Raw genomic sequence first — 12,747 nt, forward strand, 5'->3', positions numbered from 1 at the left:
CGTTCAGTCTGCCGTCTCGCCGTCCGTGGCGCCGCTCCGGGTTCGTCCGTCGGCGACCCGGGCTCGCGCCCGGTCGTGACGCCAGGCCACGGGGACGATCGTCGTCGCCTTCGGAAGGCCCATGGGCGGGGTGGCGACGTAGATGGTCTCGGCGCGTTCGACGACGTGCGTCTCGTGCCAGATGCCGACGGCGCCGGGCGCCGAGCGGGCACGCTTGTTGAAGCGCGTCCACGCCGGCCGGTGCCCCTGCGACGGCGCCGACGCGTAGGCATAGAGCTTGTCGAGCGACGACCAATACTGCACGAGGTAGGGCCCGCGAGAGCCGAGCAGCATCGTGAACCCGAGCAGCCCCGACTCGGGGTCGGTGGCCAGCTCGGTCAGCATCTTGGGCATGTCGCTCATCAGCGGCATCCACTGGTCCGGTCTCCACCACTTGTTGATGGTCATGCCGATGTGGAAGACGACGAGCTCGTCGTCCCACTGATGGGTCATTCGGCCGGGATGAATAGCTGGCATGGCTCGTCCTCACTCGATAGTGTCACTATCCAGTGTTAGATAAAGTGACTATCCAGTCAAGAGGGGGGTGCATGCGGATCTCGGAACTGGCGGAACGCAGCGGAGTGCCCGTCGCCACGATCAAGTACTACCTCCGCGAGAAGGTCCTGCCCGAGGGGGAACGGTCGTCGCCGACGCAGGCGTCGTACGGCGAGGCACACCTCCGGCGTCTCGGGGTCATCCGCGCCCTGGTCGATGCAGGAGTCGGCATCGCGGGGGTGCGCAGGGTCGTCGCCGTACTCGAAGACCCGCCCGAGAACCCCTCCGACCTGCTCGGCGCCGCCAACGCCGCAGTCGCGCCGGCCTTTCCGGAGGGCATGGACCTCCGCGAGGCGAACGCGCTGCTGACGCGGATGGGGGGATCGCCCCAAGCGTGTTTCCCCGACCAGGTCGCGGCCGTCGCTCACGCGCTCTCCGCTCTCGAGCGAGCGGGCTTCACGGTGCCGCCGTCCGTCATGGATGCCTACCTCGAGCACCTGTCTGCCCTCGCCGAGGCCGAATTGGCCGCAACTCCCGACACCTCGCTCGAGGATGCCGTGCGTTATGTCGTGCTGGGAACGGCGCTCGTCGAGCCACTCATCCTCGCCCTGCGGCGCGCGGCCGAGCAGATCGCGGCCTCGCGACGCTTCGGGGCGCCAGGGGACTAGGCGCGGGCCGGGATCGAGCGCCGCGCCGGCGTTGTACGGTCGAGGGATGCCCGTCACCGTGCACCGTTCGCCCGTCGCCGACATGGCCCCGCTGACGCTCTACCGCATCCTGTGGATGCGTGTGGCTGTCTTCGTCGTCGAGCAGGAGGCCGCGTACCCCGAGATCGACGGGCGCGACATCGAGCCCGGTGCGGAGCTGTTCTGGGCGGCGGACGGCGACGACGTCCTCGCCACGCTCCGCGTGCTCCGCGAGCCCGCCAATACACGCATCGGACGCGTCGCCACCGCTCCCGAAGCTCGAGGCCGCGGCATCGCCGCCGACCTCATGCGCGCGGCGATCGAACTCCTGGATGCCGAGGCCCCCGGCATCCCGATCCTGCTCGATGCCCAGGCCCACCTCGCATCCTGGTACGGGAGGTTCGGTTTCGTCGTCTCGGGAGCGCCCTTCGCCGAGGACGGGATCCCGCACGTGCCCATGCGGCGCACGCACCTCGCCACCGAGCGCCTGGTCCTGCGGGAGTGGACGCGCTCCGACGACGATCGAGCCTTCCTCTTCGACATGTACCGCCGGCCCGAGGTGCGGCAGTACCTCGGCAACGGTCGGGTCATGGCGGATCCGGTCGAAGTCGACGGCCTGCTCGACCGCTGGCAAGGGCTCGGCGAGGGGATCCTCGGCGTGCGGGCCGTCGAGACCGCCGGCGGTGAGCGGGTCGGCTCGGTGCTGCTGAAGCGCATTCCGTGGTCGAAGACCGTCGCGGGCGGTCGCGACGAGGAGATCGAGATCGGCTGGCACCTCCATCCCGATGCGTGGCGACACGGGTACGCGACCGAGTCGGCAGGCGCGGTGCTCTCCCTGGCTCATCGGCACGGGATCGATCGGGTCATCGCGGTGACCAACCCGGCGAACACCGCCTCCGGCGGTGTGGCCGAGCGCATCGGTATGGGCGCCGAGGGCGTGACGCGGGACTACTACGACGCGACGTGCAAGCTCTATGTCTCGGACGGGCGCGTGTAGGGTCGTCCTCCCGCCGGTCGAGAAGCAGGTCTCGAGCGGCCCGAGGACCTCGCCGACGCTCGACGACGTCTTCGGGACTCCCCAGCGAGGACCGTGTCCGCCGGCGGTGTCCGACCGGTGAGACCTCAGAGTTGGATGCCGTTGTCTTCGTCGTTCACGCCGACATTGCGGCCGCGACTCGATTCGTAGGCGATCAGCCACCCGACCGACACCGCGGCGGCGATGACCATGCCGAGCCAGATGTTCTGCCAGACCAGGCCGAACAGCACGCCCAGACCGAGCAGCAGCAGACTCCCGAGCACCCAATAGGTGCGTCCGCGCGGCCAGCCCGTTCCTGTCTGCATCATGCGCCCCAGCCTAGGGGAGGGCTTCGTCGCCCTCGCCGACGGTGCCCATGCAGACGCGATCCTGAGGCGATCGACCAGAGTCACCGGCGCGGTGGACGACGACCTCAACGGTCGCGGTGGTCTTCGGGATGAAGGCGCGGGCCGCGGCGCGGCTCGAGCGCCGATCCGGCGTAGATGAGACGGATGACGCGCTGACGGTGCCCCGCGAAGGGTTCGAGCAACTCGAGCATGCCGTCGTCGTCGGTGCGATGCCCCGTGAGGGCGAAACCCACCTGGTGCGCGAGATGGTAGTCGCCGACGCTCACGGCATCCGGATCGCCGAAAGCGCGGATGCGCGTCTCGGCACTCGTCCAGATGCCCACCCCGCGCAGGCTGATGAAGACGCGGTCGCGGGCCTCGCCGTCGGAGGCCGCGCTCGCCGCGCGCACGATCGAGGCGCCTCGACGCGACGTCTCGACGATGGTGCGGGACTGCGGCGGCTCGAGACCGGCGCGATGCCACGCCCACGAGGGGACGAGTCGCCAGCCGTCGATGTCGGGCGGGGCGAACATGGGGCGCGGGGTCGGCCCGGGGGCGCGCTCGCCGTACCAGGTGACGATGCTCCGCCAGGCGGAGAAGGCCTGCAGGCTCGTGACCTTCTGCTCCATGATCGCGCTGACGAGCGCGTCGAAGACGAGATCGGTCCGGCCGATGCGCAGATCGGGGTGCCGGCGATGCCACTCGGAGACGGACGGATGCCGCGACGCGTCGAACCCGTCGGGATCGTCGTCGCGGCCGCACAGGGCGGGCAGCTGGTCGAGGGCCCACTCGGATCCCGCTCCCCACGCGGCGGCGCGAACGGTGCCGTTCGCCGTCTGTCGCAGGGCGACGGTCGCGACTCCCATCGGGGTGCGGCTGGCCCTCCAGACGATGCCTCCTGCCGAGAGGGGAAGCGATGCGGCGAAAGTGGGGTCGTTTCGTCCGTGACGCTGTGCGAGGACCGCACGACCCACATCCGTGGGTACTGCCGGCCGGTACTCCGACTCGATCGGCTTCTCGACCGGGCCGCCGAGCTCGCGCGACGCGTGCCGCGTGCGCACCCCGGTCGATCTCATGCCGTCACCCTACGTCGCCCCACCGACATCGCGGCATCCGGGCGACCGGTCGGGCCGTCGCTCAGAAGCGGTCGGGCGAAGGCGTTCCGTGGCCGTAGCGGATCGACACGTCGGCGTGACGGTCGAAGCGGTACCCGACGCCGCGCACGGTGCGCACGATGTCCTCGTACACGCCGAGCTTGGCGCGCAGACGCCGCACGTGCACGTCGATGGTGCGCTCGCCCGGGGCGTCGTCGTCGGTCGAGCCCTCCCACAGCGAGGCCACGAGCTCGGTGCGCTCGATCGTGCGGCCCTCGCGGAGCACGAGGTACTGCAGCAGCTCGAACTCCTTGAACGTGAAGGCGGCAGACTCGCCGTCGATGAGCACGCGCTTGCGCGAGATGTCGACCACGACGCCGCCGGGCGCGCGATCCTCCTCGGCGGGCTCGTCCTTCGTGCGGGCGACAGCGGACGGCTCGTGCAGCGCGAGGCGCACGACGTCGACATCGCGGCCGCCCGAGCCGACGGGGGCGAGGGCGACCGTGGCGTAGGTCTCGGCGGCGGGGGCCAGCTCGCCGAGAGTGCGACGCAGGGCCTCGACGAGGGTTCCGAGGCTGACGCCCGCGGCGGCGGCCTTCGCCTCGTCGATGCCGACGTACAGAGCGAATCCGCGCGGGGCGGTCGTCGCGGGAGCGGCGGGGCGCGGGGCGGGTGCTGCCGGGCTGGCCGCGGCCGGGGTTGCGGCGCGGGCGGCGAGGGGGCGGATGGCGGCGGGGCGGTCGAGAACAGCGGAGATCGACATGAGGAGAAAGTCCTTGAGAGTGTGAACCCGGGCGTCAGACACAGCGGGGTTCGACGGGAGGTAGAGGCCGAGGGGCCGGAGCGCGGTGACCGGAGTGCGCGTGATCGACGCGGACGTCAGGAGACCGGGGGATGACGTCGGTGTTCAGAAACCGAGGTGATCCGGGCGAGGGTCGCTGTTAGCGGCACATTCGACAACACATCGCAACGCGGCCGGGCATCATCATGCCGGCAGTCCTGTTCGCCTCCCGGGCGGACAGAGAACGCGCGTTGAGAGTCATGGGGGGATTATGACGCAGGACGTCGGACTTCGTCAAATCGCACGAGGTGCTCGAGTATGGAGCATCCTGCTCAGATCGGATGGCTTCCAGAGGCCTCGGACCGTGCAATCTGCGCTAACGGAGCCAGGGGGTCGTCATCGGCGTAGCCTCTCGACCATGGCCGATCTGCTTTTCGCCGACGACAAGACCGCGTCCCGCTACACCCTGCACAACGGGGACGACCTCGTCTCCGTGCTCGACTACCGCGACGACGGACGCACTGTCGCTCTCACGCGCGCGTTCACCATCCCCACCTTCCGCGGCCACGGGTACGCGGCCGTGATCACGGAGCGGGCGGTCGATGCGATCGAGGCGGCGGGCGACCGTGAGATCCTGCCCGTCTGCTGGTACGTGGGGGAGTGGTTCGAGTCGCACCCCGAGCGCGCGGGCCTGCTGCACCAGCGCCCCGCGGGCTGAATCCGGCGCCTACGCAGCCCGTGCGCGGTCGTCAACCCCTGCCCGGTCGGATGCCGGTGAGACGAAGCTGTATCCGGAGAAAGGGGAAGTCATGACAGACGACCGCGACCTGCCCGAGGGCGTCATCGACGCCGACCCCGCCGGTGGCTGGGAGAGCGGCGCCGTCGCAGACGGCGAGACCGCAGAACAGAACGAGCACGCGAAGGGCTCGCCGCGACTGAACGACGCGGAGCCCTCGGACCCCATCGAGGGGGATGCCGCCAGCCAGGGCATCGACCCCGATCTGAGCACGGAGGACTGACATGTCGGATGACACCCGGGCGCCCCAGCCCAGCAGCGGCCCCGACGGCGGCGCCGACGCGGCGGACTCGGTGGGCGGCGCTGTCCACCAGGACCGCAAGCTCTCGCACCCCGATGAGCAGTCGGAACCGGCGATGGACATGCATGCGACCGACGACACCGCCCGTATCCAGGGCGTCGTCGTGCAGACGCGTGCCGACGTCGGAGACAAGAGCGAGGAGCGGATCGCCGACGTGCTGCGCCAGCGCTTCCTCGACATCGGTCTCGACCTGGGCGACGACCGTATCCGGGCCCTGGCCGCCGAGGTCGCCGGCTCCTGATCCAGCGGTAGCGCCTCACCCCGGGAACACCCGGCGGTGAGGCGTTTTCGCGTCTGCGGGGAGAGTGGTCGGGCGTTTGCTGCGAGCCGATGTCGGAGGGGCGACGTACCGTGTCTGCATGCGGATCCTGCACACCTCCGACTGGCACATCGGGCGCTCCTTCCACGGGCACTCGACGCTCGACGCACTGGGCAGCGTCCTCGAAGCCCTCGTCACGCAGGTCCGCGAGCACGCGGTCGACGTGGTGATCGTCGCGGGCGATGTCTTCGACTCCGCCGCCCCCTCCGCGGCCTGCTACCCGGTCCTCTCGTCCACCTTGGCGGCGCTCGCCGATGCCGGCGCACGGGTCGTCGTCACGAGCGGCAACCACGATTCCGCCGCCCGCCTCGGTTTCCAGTCCGCTCTCCTTCGGAAGGAGATCACGGTCGTCACCGATCCGCGTTCCGTCGGCACCCCGGTGACCGTCGACGACGAGCACGGTCCCGTTCACATCTACGGCATCCCGTACCTCGAGCCCGCCATCGTGCGCCATCTCTGGGACGGCGTCGAGCTGCGCAGCCAGGCGCAGACGATGCAGCACGCACTCGACCTCGTCCGCGCCGACCTCGGCGAACGCGGCGGGCGCTCGGTGGTCGCGGCGCACTGCTTCGCCGCGGGGGTCGATGCCACCCCGGGAGTCGAACGAGAGATCCGACAGGGCGGCCTCGACGTCGTCCCGCTCCCCGCGTTCGACGGGCCCGACTACGTCGCCCTCGGCCACATCCACGGTCGTCAGCAGTTGTCCGATCGCGTCCGTTATGCCGGCGCCCCGGTGCACTACAGCTTCGGCGAGGCAGGAAAACCCCGTGGTTCGTGGCTCGTCGACCTCGACGCCGAGGGGCTGGCCGACGTGACCTGGCTCGATCTGCCGGTGCCCCGTCCGCTCGTGACGCTTCGCGCCCGCCTCGACGAGCTGCTCACCGACGAGAGCTTCGCAGGCCACGACGAGCACTGGGTGCGCGCCGAGTACACCGATTCCACGCCTCAGCCCGATCCGATGCGGCGACTGCAGTCGCGCTTCCCCTGGTGCGCGACGGTGGTCCATCTGCCCGCCGAGACGCAAGCCGACGACGGCGCCGGGTACGCGCGACGTGTGCGCGCCGCACGCGACGACGCGGAGATCGTCGAGACGTTCCTCGCTCACGTCCGTGAAGGAGAGGGGGCGTCCGAAGCCGAACGTGCGCTCATCCGCGACGTGCTCGACGCGCGGTCCGTCGCGGAGGCGAACGCATGAAGCTCCACAGCCTCGTCCTCGAAGGGTTCGGTCCGTTCCTCGAGGCGCAGACGGTCGACTTCGACGCGTTCACGCCAGACGGCATCTTCCTCATCACGGGGCGCACGGGCGCCGGCAAATCGAGCGTGCTCGACGGTGTCTGCTACGCCCTCTACGGAGGCGTGCCGCGATACGACGGCGCCGACCGCCGGTTGCGCAGCGACCATTGCGAACCCGACGACCCCACGCGCGTCACGCTCGAGTTCAGTGCGGAGGGGGAGCGGTGGCGCATCACCCGCTCGCCCGAGTTCGAACGTCCGAAACGGCGCGGTGGGGGGACGACGAAAGAACCGCACCGCGCCCTCCTCGAGATCCTCGCCCCCGAGGGCTGGACCGGAGTGGCCGCACGGCCCGTCGACGTCGCCGCGCGCCTCGACGAGATCCTAGGCCTGACCCAGCAGCAGTTCCTGCAGGTCATCCTGCTGGCGCAGAACCGGTTCGCCCGATTCCTGCTCGCCAAGAACGACGAGCGCCTGAGCCTGCTGCGAACGCTCTTCGGTACGCGCTCCTTCGAGCAGTACGCGGCGGACCTCGAAGAGCGTCGCAAGAGCGCGGCGCAACGTCTCGCTGCCGAGGGCGTCGAGGTGGCGACGCTCCTCGACGAGGCGGAGCGTCTTGCCGGTGAACTCGAGCCCGAAGACGACCTCGTCGCCGACGAGATCGTCGAGACCCCGGCAGGTGCACCCGTCAGCGTGAGCGAACGGCTCGCCCGCGTCGTTCGAGCCGTGGAACGCGCCGACTATCGCGTCGAGACCGCCGCGCGAGAGCGCGACGACAGCGATGCGCGACTCGATCGGGCCCTGGCCGCTCAGCGGGAAGCGGCCACGCTCCACGAACGCCAGCAGGACCGATCGCGACTGCGGGACCGTCTGGCGGTTCTCGAGGCGGACGAGCCGCGCATCACCGCCGCGCGCGAGGAGTCGCGCTGCGCGGCCGAAGCCGAGACGATGCGGGCCGCGATCGATGCGGCCGAGATCGCACGGAAGGCGCTCGCCTCCGCCGTGGACGCCGCCGACACGGCGAAAGAGAAGGCGGGGCGGCTCGCGGAACCGCGTAGCGCGGACGCCGCCGTCGAACCCTCGACGGACACGACGGCAGGCCCCGTCCCTTCCGGCGGAGCCGCCCTCGATCGGGCCGTTCTCGTCGCCCGCGACGACGAGCTCACCGCGCTGCTCGCGCGGGGACAGTCCGCCCTGAACGCCGAAGCCGAGCTCGACGTCCTCGAGGTGGAGCTCGATCGACTCACGACCCTGGTCGCCCGGACCGCCACCGATCGCGATGCCCTCGTCGAGGGCCGAGCGGAGGTTCCCGAGGCCCTGCGTGCTCTCGACGAGCGCCTCGAGCAGCTCGCCGGCGCCGAGACCCGCATGGCCACCGCGACGAGCGCGCGTGACGACCTGGTTCGCCGCGTGCAGGCCGCGCGCCGTGCGGCGCAGCTGCAAGACGAACGCGATCAGGCCGATCTCGCATCCCTGGTGCGCGCCGACGAGGTACAGCGCGCCGTCGACTCGTGGACCAGCCTCCTGCGTCGCCGACTCCAAGGCGCGGCCGTCGAGCTGGCCCATGACCTCGTCGACGGAGAGCCATGCGCCGTGTGCGGTGCACGGGAACACCCCGCTCCCGCTCGCGGCGACGAAGAGCCCGTGACCGATGACGACATCACCGCCGCAGAAGACCGCAAGAACGCGGCGGTCGAGCAGGACCGCCTCGCCTCCGACGCGGCTCGCGTCGCGCGTGACGCTCACGCTCTCGCCGCAGCCCTCGCGGGCGGAGAAAGCGTCGAAGCCCTCGAGGAGAGGCTCGCTCAGACCGATGAGGCGCTCGCGGCGGCCTCGGCCGAGGTCGCCGAGCGCGAGAGCCTCCAGGCGGAACGGGCGCGCGTGGCCGACCTCGATGCGGCGGTCGCCTCGCGTATCGACGCTCTCGCGAGCAGGCTCGCGAGCACGCAACAGGATCTCGCTCTGGCCGAGCAGAGGGTGACGGGTCTTCGTAGCGAGGTGGCCGCCGCGCGGGGAGACTTCGACAGCGTGACCGCGCGCCAGCGCGATCTGCGTTCCCGGCGAGATGCGGTGCGCGACTTGGTCGCGGCAAGAGACGCGGTCGAGGCGGCGACCGCGCACGAGCTCGAGGCGGCGGATACCGTCGCGTCGCGCGTGAGAGAGAGCTCCTTCGCCGACGTCGACGCCGTGGTCCGGGCGCTCCGGCCGGCAGCCGATCGCCGTCGCCTCGATACCGCCATCGCCGAACACGATGCGGCGAGTGTCTCAATTCGCCAGCGGCTGCTCGAGCTCGAGCTCCTTCTGGTCGATGCCCCCGATGAGCCCGTCGACCCCGCTCCGTACGCCGAGGCCGTCGCCCGGGCCCGTGAGGTCGTCCAGCGCACCACCGCTGCGCACGCGTCCGCTCGAGCTCTTGCGGAGCGGCTGAGAGGGCTCGCCCAGCGCGCCGACGACGCGCACGCGGCTGTGGCGGCGCTTTCCGACGAGCACGCCGTAATCGCTCGACTTGCCGATACCGTCGCCGGGCGTGCGCCGAACACACGTCGCATGACCCTCGAGACCTTCGTGCTCGCCGCCGAGCTCGAAGAGATCGTCGCCGCTGCCAATCTCCGTCTCGATCACATGTCATCCGGTCGCTACCGTCTGCAGCACAGCGACGCGCTGGCGGCCCGCGGTGCGGCGAGCGGACTGGGACTCGAGGTGGTCGACGCATTCACGGGCCAGAGCCGACCCCCGCAATCGCTGTCGGGTGGCGAGACGTTCCTCACCTCCTTGGCCCTGGCCCTCGGCCTCGCCGAGGTCGTGACGGCGCGAGCGGGCGGCATCCGACTCGACACGCTCTTCATCGACGAAGGCTTCGGCTCGCTCGACGACGACACTCTCGATCTCGCCATGCGCACCCTCGACGAGTTGCGGCAGGGCGGCCGGACCGTCGGGGTGATCAGCCATGTTGCGGCGATGAAAGACCAGCTCCCCGCGCAGCTCCACGTCGCGGCCACGCCGCGTGGGCCGAGCGTGATCCGGCAGGACGCCCCGGCGCTGATCGGCTGACGCCGAGATCGGGACTCGAACCCGCGTCCGCTCGGATGGTGCGGGGTCGCGGGGCACGGCGCCCCGCCGGGCGGTTCAACAGGCTCCCGCTCTAGGCTGGGCTTATGCGCAAGAGCACCCTGTGGACCATCCTCGGCGTCGTCGTCGCCGTGATCATCGCGTGGGTGCTCGTGAACATCCTGTTCTCGCTCATCGCGTTCGTCTTCCGCTTGATCGCCGTCGCGGTCGTCGCATTCATCGTGTTCCTCGTGCTGCGGGCGGTCTTCGCCCGCAGAGACGTCGACTGACGCGTTCGGTCGCGGGAGCCGCGGCGCCCCGCGGCGCAAGCCCGGAGGCGGTGTCCGAGACCCGGAGTACCGTCGGCAGCGATGACTCCTCCTCCCTCCGCGTCCACGGACTCCGCCCATCCCCCCACACGTGACATCGTGCTGTCGCAGAAGCACCGGTGGCGTGCCTACTGGGTGGCGGTCGCTGTCGCCGCGCTCACGATCCTCGACCTCACGAAGGTCAACGTCGCGCTCCCGTCCATCGAAGCGGCGCTGAACGCCGGACCCACCGAGCTGCAGCTCGTGGTGTCGGGCTACATCCTCACCTTCGGTCTGGTGCTGGTCCCGGCCGGGCGTCTGGGAGACCTCCGGTCGCGGCGCATGCTCTTCCTCGTCGGCCTCTCGCTGTTCCTTGTCACGAGCCTCGCGTGCGCCCTCGCGCCGAACACGACCGTGCTCCTCGTCGCCCGCTTGCTGCAGGGCGTTGCGGCCGGCATCCAGATGCCTCAGGTTCTCGGTCTCGTGCAGCAGCTGTTCCAGGGCAAGGAGCGCGGCCGCGCCTTCGGTCTGTTCGGTGCGACGATCGGCATCGCGACGGCCTTCGGCCCCACGCTGGGCGGTCTGCTCATCGCCCTGGGCGGAGACACCGACGGCTGGCGGCTCATCTTCTGGATCAACGTCCCGCTCGTGGCGATCGTCATCGCGCTGGCGGCGTGGCTGCTGCCCGACACCCGAACCAGGTCCCACCGCAAGCTCGATCTCGATCCGGTCGGCGTCGTGCTCTTCGCGTTGACGATCCTGTCGTTGATGTGGCCGTTCCTGTTCACCACGGGGAGCCCGGACGACAACCCGCACCGCTGGTGGTTCCTGGTGGCGTCCGTGATCTTCGCCGCGGGGTTCGTGTTCTGGGAACGTCGATACGGGGAGCGGGGACGGATGCCGCTCATACCCTTCGCGATCTTCTCGCTCTCGTCGTACCGCAATGGTGTGCTCATCTCGACCGCCTACTTCTCCGCGATCCCCGCCATGTTCCTCCTGGGAACGCTCTTCCTCCAGGGAGGCCTGGGCCTGGAGCCCGTGTTCGCCGGTATGGTCACGATCGGTTTCGCCGTGGCATCCGCGTGGAGTTCGTGGATCGGCGGCAACCTCGTCACTCGCCTGGGGCGTCCGCTCGTGGTCTGGGGAATCGTGGGCATGGTGGCCACGGCGGGCGGGCTCGTGCTCGTCGCGCTCTTCACGCCGCCCGGATGGACACCCTGGGCGATGGCGGCGGTGATGACCTTCGGTGGCTTCGCCGGCGGTCTCGTCATCTCGCCCAACCAGACGCTCACCCTCGCCGACATCCCGGTCAAGAGCGGCGGCGTCGCGGGATCCGTGGGTCAACTGGGCCAGCGCATCGGCACGGCCGTCGGCACGGCGATCGCCCTCGCCCTGTTCTACGCGACGGTCTACCGCGAGCAGGGGAGCGTCGATGACGCGGCGGTGCTGTACCACGACGCCTACGCGTCGGGGATGATCACGGTGGGCATCTTCCTCGCGCTCGCGCTCGTCGTCGGCGTCACCGATCTCGCGGGGCGGGCGCGGTCGGGGTCGCAGACGCCCTAGGCGCGTGCGATCCCCGGGGCGGAATCAGACGCCGTAGCGGGCGCGGATCTCCGCGCGCAGCTCGTGGCTGCACCGCTCCACGACGTCGTCCCACAGCTCGGTGGCGCCGTCCTGCGCGCGGTCCGACACGGCGCGCAGGATGCGGATGGGCACGCCGAACTGGCGGGCGACCCAGATGAGCGCGTACGACTCCATGTCGACCAGGCGGGCACCGAGACCGCGAATGAGGCGCACGGCCTCCGCATCGTCGACGAAGTGGTCGCCGGTCGCGATGACGACGCCCTCGGACCCGGTCTCGACACGGGAGGGCAGCGACACATGCTCTCCGAAGGTGCCGTCCAGGCCCTTCACGTCGTGCTGGATTGCAGCCGCGATGTCGTAGATGCCGCCCTCGACGTCGTCATCGATCGCTCCCGCCGTGCCGACGACGACGATCTCGTCGTAGTCGCCCTCGCAGAGCGCACGCGTCAGCGCGTAGGCCGCGGGGATCTTGCCCACCCCGGTGAGCAGACGATCGAAACCGGGGATCTCCGCCTCGAAGGCGGTGAGTTCGGACGCATGGGCGGCGACGAGGAGCTTCACGTCCTCATTCTCGCCCACGGCGGGTGTCGGCGTAGCGAGTCCCACCGCGAGGAACGCCCGCCGTAGGGGGGAACACGCTGCGCGCGGATCCCGGTACGGCGGGCGTTCCTCGGCCGAGGGGGCGAAGGCGCGGGCTG

At 70.5% G+C, this 12,747-nt stretch carries 14 protein-coding genes; 9 read left to right on the top strand and 5 right to left on the bottom strand.

Going from position 1 to position 12,747, the window contains the following annotated elements:
- Positions 1-3: 3 nt before the first annotated feature.
- On the bottom strand, positions 4-492 hold the full coding sequence (locus AB6V29_RS04490) for a DUF4188 domain-containing protein (protein WP_369357279.1): 489 nt from the start codon (positions 490-492) through the stop codon (positions 4-6).
- Between the two features lie 95 nt (positions 493-587).
- Here AB6V29_RS04490 and AB6V29_RS04495 point away from each other — a divergent pair, with 95 nt between their 5' ends.
- On the top strand, positions 588-1,202 hold the full coding sequence (locus tag AB6V29_RS04495; RefSeq protein ID WP_369357280.1) for a MerR family transcriptional regulator: 615 nt from the start codon (positions 588-590) through the stop codon (positions 1,200-1,202).
- 46 nt (positions 1,203-1,248) lie between these two features.
- Positions 1,249-2,217: a GNAT family N-acetyltransferase gene (locus tag AB6V29_RS04500; RefSeq protein WP_210073055.1), complete on the top strand. Its 969-nt coding sequence runs from the start codon at positions 1,249-1,251 to the stop codon at positions 2,215-2,217.
- Between the two features lie 125 nt (positions 2,218-2,342).
- Here the strand turns inward: AB6V29_RS04500 and AB6V29_RS04505 are convergent, their stop codons facing one another.
- The 3 genes from AB6V29_RS04505 to AB6V29_RS04515 form a co-directional block, all read right to left on the bottom strand.
- Positions 2,343-2,564, bottom strand: a complete 222-nt coding sequence (locus AB6V29_RS04505; RefSeq protein WP_267788090.1) for a hypothetical protein — start codon at positions 2,562-2,564, stop codon at positions 2,343-2,345.
- Positions 2,565-2,668: 104 nt separating this feature from the next.
- Positions 2,669-3,658, bottom strand: a complete 990-nt coding sequence (locus tag AB6V29_RS04510) for a DNA-3-methyladenine glycosylase (RefSeq protein ID WP_267788089.1) — start codon at positions 3,656-3,658, stop codon at positions 2,669-2,671.
- 61 nt (positions 3,659-3,719) lie between these two features.
- Positions 3,720-4,439, bottom strand: coding sequence for a winged helix-turn-helix domain-containing protein (locus tag AB6V29_RS04515; RefSeq protein WP_267788087.1), 720 nt, complete (start codon positions 4,437-4,439; stop codon positions 3,720-3,722).
- Positions 4,440-4,875: 436 nt separating this feature from the next.
- Here AB6V29_RS04515 and AB6V29_RS04520 point away from each other — a divergent pair, with 436 nt between their 5' ends.
- The 7 genes from AB6V29_RS04520 to AB6V29_RS04550 all read left to right on the top strand — a co-directional run bounded on the left by AB6V29_RS04520 (position 4,876) and on the right by AB6V29_RS04550 (position 12,028).
- A complete protein-coding gene (locus AB6V29_RS04520) occupies positions 4,876-5,175 on the top strand; it encodes a GNAT family N-acetyltransferase (protein WP_116239305.1) in 300 nt (99 codons plus the stop codon).
- Positions 5,176-5,266: 91 nt separating this feature from the next.
- A complete protein-coding gene (locus tag AB6V29_RS04525; RefSeq protein WP_103205833.1) occupies positions 5,267-5,476 on the top strand; it encodes a hypothetical protein in 210 nt (69 codons plus the stop codon).
- Between the two features lies 1 nt (position 5,477).
- Complete coding sequence (locus AB6V29_RS04530; protein WP_210073061.1) at positions 5,478-5,795, top strand: hypothetical protein; 318 nt, start codon at positions 5,478-5,480, stop codon at positions 5,793-5,795.
- 118 nt (positions 5,796-5,913) lie between these two features.
- Complete coding sequence (locus AB6V29_RS04535) at positions 5,914-7,068, top strand: exonuclease SbcCD subunit D (protein WP_267788082.1); 1,155 nt, start codon at positions 5,914-5,916, stop codon at positions 7,066-7,068.
- Positions 7,065-10,157, top strand: a complete 3,093-nt coding sequence (locus AB6V29_RS04540; protein WP_369357283.1) for an AAA family ATPase — start codon at positions 7,065-7,067, stop codon at positions 10,155-10,157. The genes AB6V29_RS04535 and AB6V29_RS04540 overlap by 4 nt, the downstream gene beginning before the upstream one ends.
- 104 nt (positions 10,158-10,261) lie before the next feature.
- Entirely contained in the window at positions 10,262-10,444 is a 183-nt protein-coding gene (locus AB6V29_RS04545) for a hypothetical protein (protein WP_210073067.1), read from the top strand.
- Between the two features lie 81 nt (positions 10,445-10,525).
- Complete coding sequence (locus AB6V29_RS04550) at positions 10,526-12,028, top strand: MFS transporter (RefSeq protein ID WP_369357285.1); 1,503 nt, start codon at positions 10,526-10,528, stop codon at positions 12,026-12,028.
- Between the two features lie 24 nt (positions 12,029-12,052).
- Here AB6V29_RS04550 and AB6V29_RS04555 read toward each other — a convergent pair whose 3' ends face one another.
- Positions 12,053-12,610, bottom strand: coding sequence for a nucleosidase (locus AB6V29_RS04555; RefSeq protein ID WP_210073069.1), 558 nt, complete (start codon positions 12,608-12,610; stop codon positions 12,053-12,055).
- Positions 12,611-12,747 lie beyond the last annotated feature (137 nt).

It is taken from the genome of Microbacterium sp. 20-116, from assembly GCF_041079415.1.
In the GTDB taxonomy this organism is placed as follows: domain Bacteria; phylum Actinomycetota; class Actinomycetes; order Actinomycetales; family Microbacteriaceae; genus Microbacterium.

What these genes read in the sequence shown, in the direction of transcription:
- AB6V29_RS04490 (WP_369357279.1), bottom strand. Translation starts at nt 492, where the DNA reads ATGACCCATCAGTGGGACGACGAGCTCGTCGTCTTCCACATCGGCATG.
- AB6V29_RS04495 (WP_369357280.1), top strand. Translation starts at nt 588, where the DNA reads ATGCGGATCTCGGAACTGGCGGAACGCAGCGGAGTGCCCGTCGCCACG.
- AB6V29_RS04500 (WP_210073055.1), top strand. Translation starts at nt 1,249, where the DNA reads ATGCCCGTCACCGTGCACCGTTCGCCCGTCGCCGACATGGCCCCGCTG.
- AB6V29_RS04505 (WP_267788090.1), bottom strand. Translation starts at nt 2,564, where the DNA reads ATGATGCAGACAGGAACGGGCTGGCCGCGCGGACGCACCTATTGGGTG.
- AB6V29_RS04510 (WP_267788089.1), bottom strand. Translation starts at nt 3,658, where the DNA reads ATGAGATCGACCGGGGTGCGCACGCGGCACGCGTCGCGCGAGCTCGGC.
- AB6V29_RS04515 (WP_267788087.1), bottom strand. Translation starts at nt 4,439, where the DNA reads ATGTCGATCTCCGCTGTTCTCGACCGCCCCGCCGCCATCCGCCCCCTC.
- AB6V29_RS04520 (WP_116239305.1), top strand. Translation starts at nt 4,876, where the DNA reads ATGGCCGATCTGCTTTTCGCCGACGACAAGACCGCGTCCCGCTACACC.
- AB6V29_RS04525 (WP_103205833.1), top strand. Translation starts at nt 5,267, where the DNA reads ATGACAGACGACCGCGACCTGCCCGAGGGCGTCATCGACGCCGACCCC.
- AB6V29_RS04530 (WP_210073061.1), top strand. Translation starts at nt 5,478, where the DNA reads ATGTCGGATGACACCCGGGCGCCCCAGCCCAGCAGCGGCCCCGACGGC.
- AB6V29_RS04535 (WP_267788082.1), top strand. Translation starts at nt 5,914, where the DNA reads ATGCGGATCCTGCACACCTCCGACTGGCACATCGGGCGCTCCTTCCAC.
- AB6V29_RS04540 (WP_369357283.1), top strand. Translation starts at nt 7,065, where the DNA reads ATGAAGCTCCACAGCCTCGTCCTCGAAGGGTTCGGTCCGTTCCTCGAG.
- AB6V29_RS04545 (WP_210073067.1), top strand. Translation starts at nt 10,262, where the DNA reads ATGCGCAAGAGCACCCTGTGGACCATCCTCGGCGTCGTCGTCGCCGTG.
- AB6V29_RS04550 (WP_369357285.1), top strand. Translation starts at nt 10,526, where the DNA reads ATGACTCCTCCTCCCTCCGCGTCCACGGACTCCGCCCATCCCCCCACA.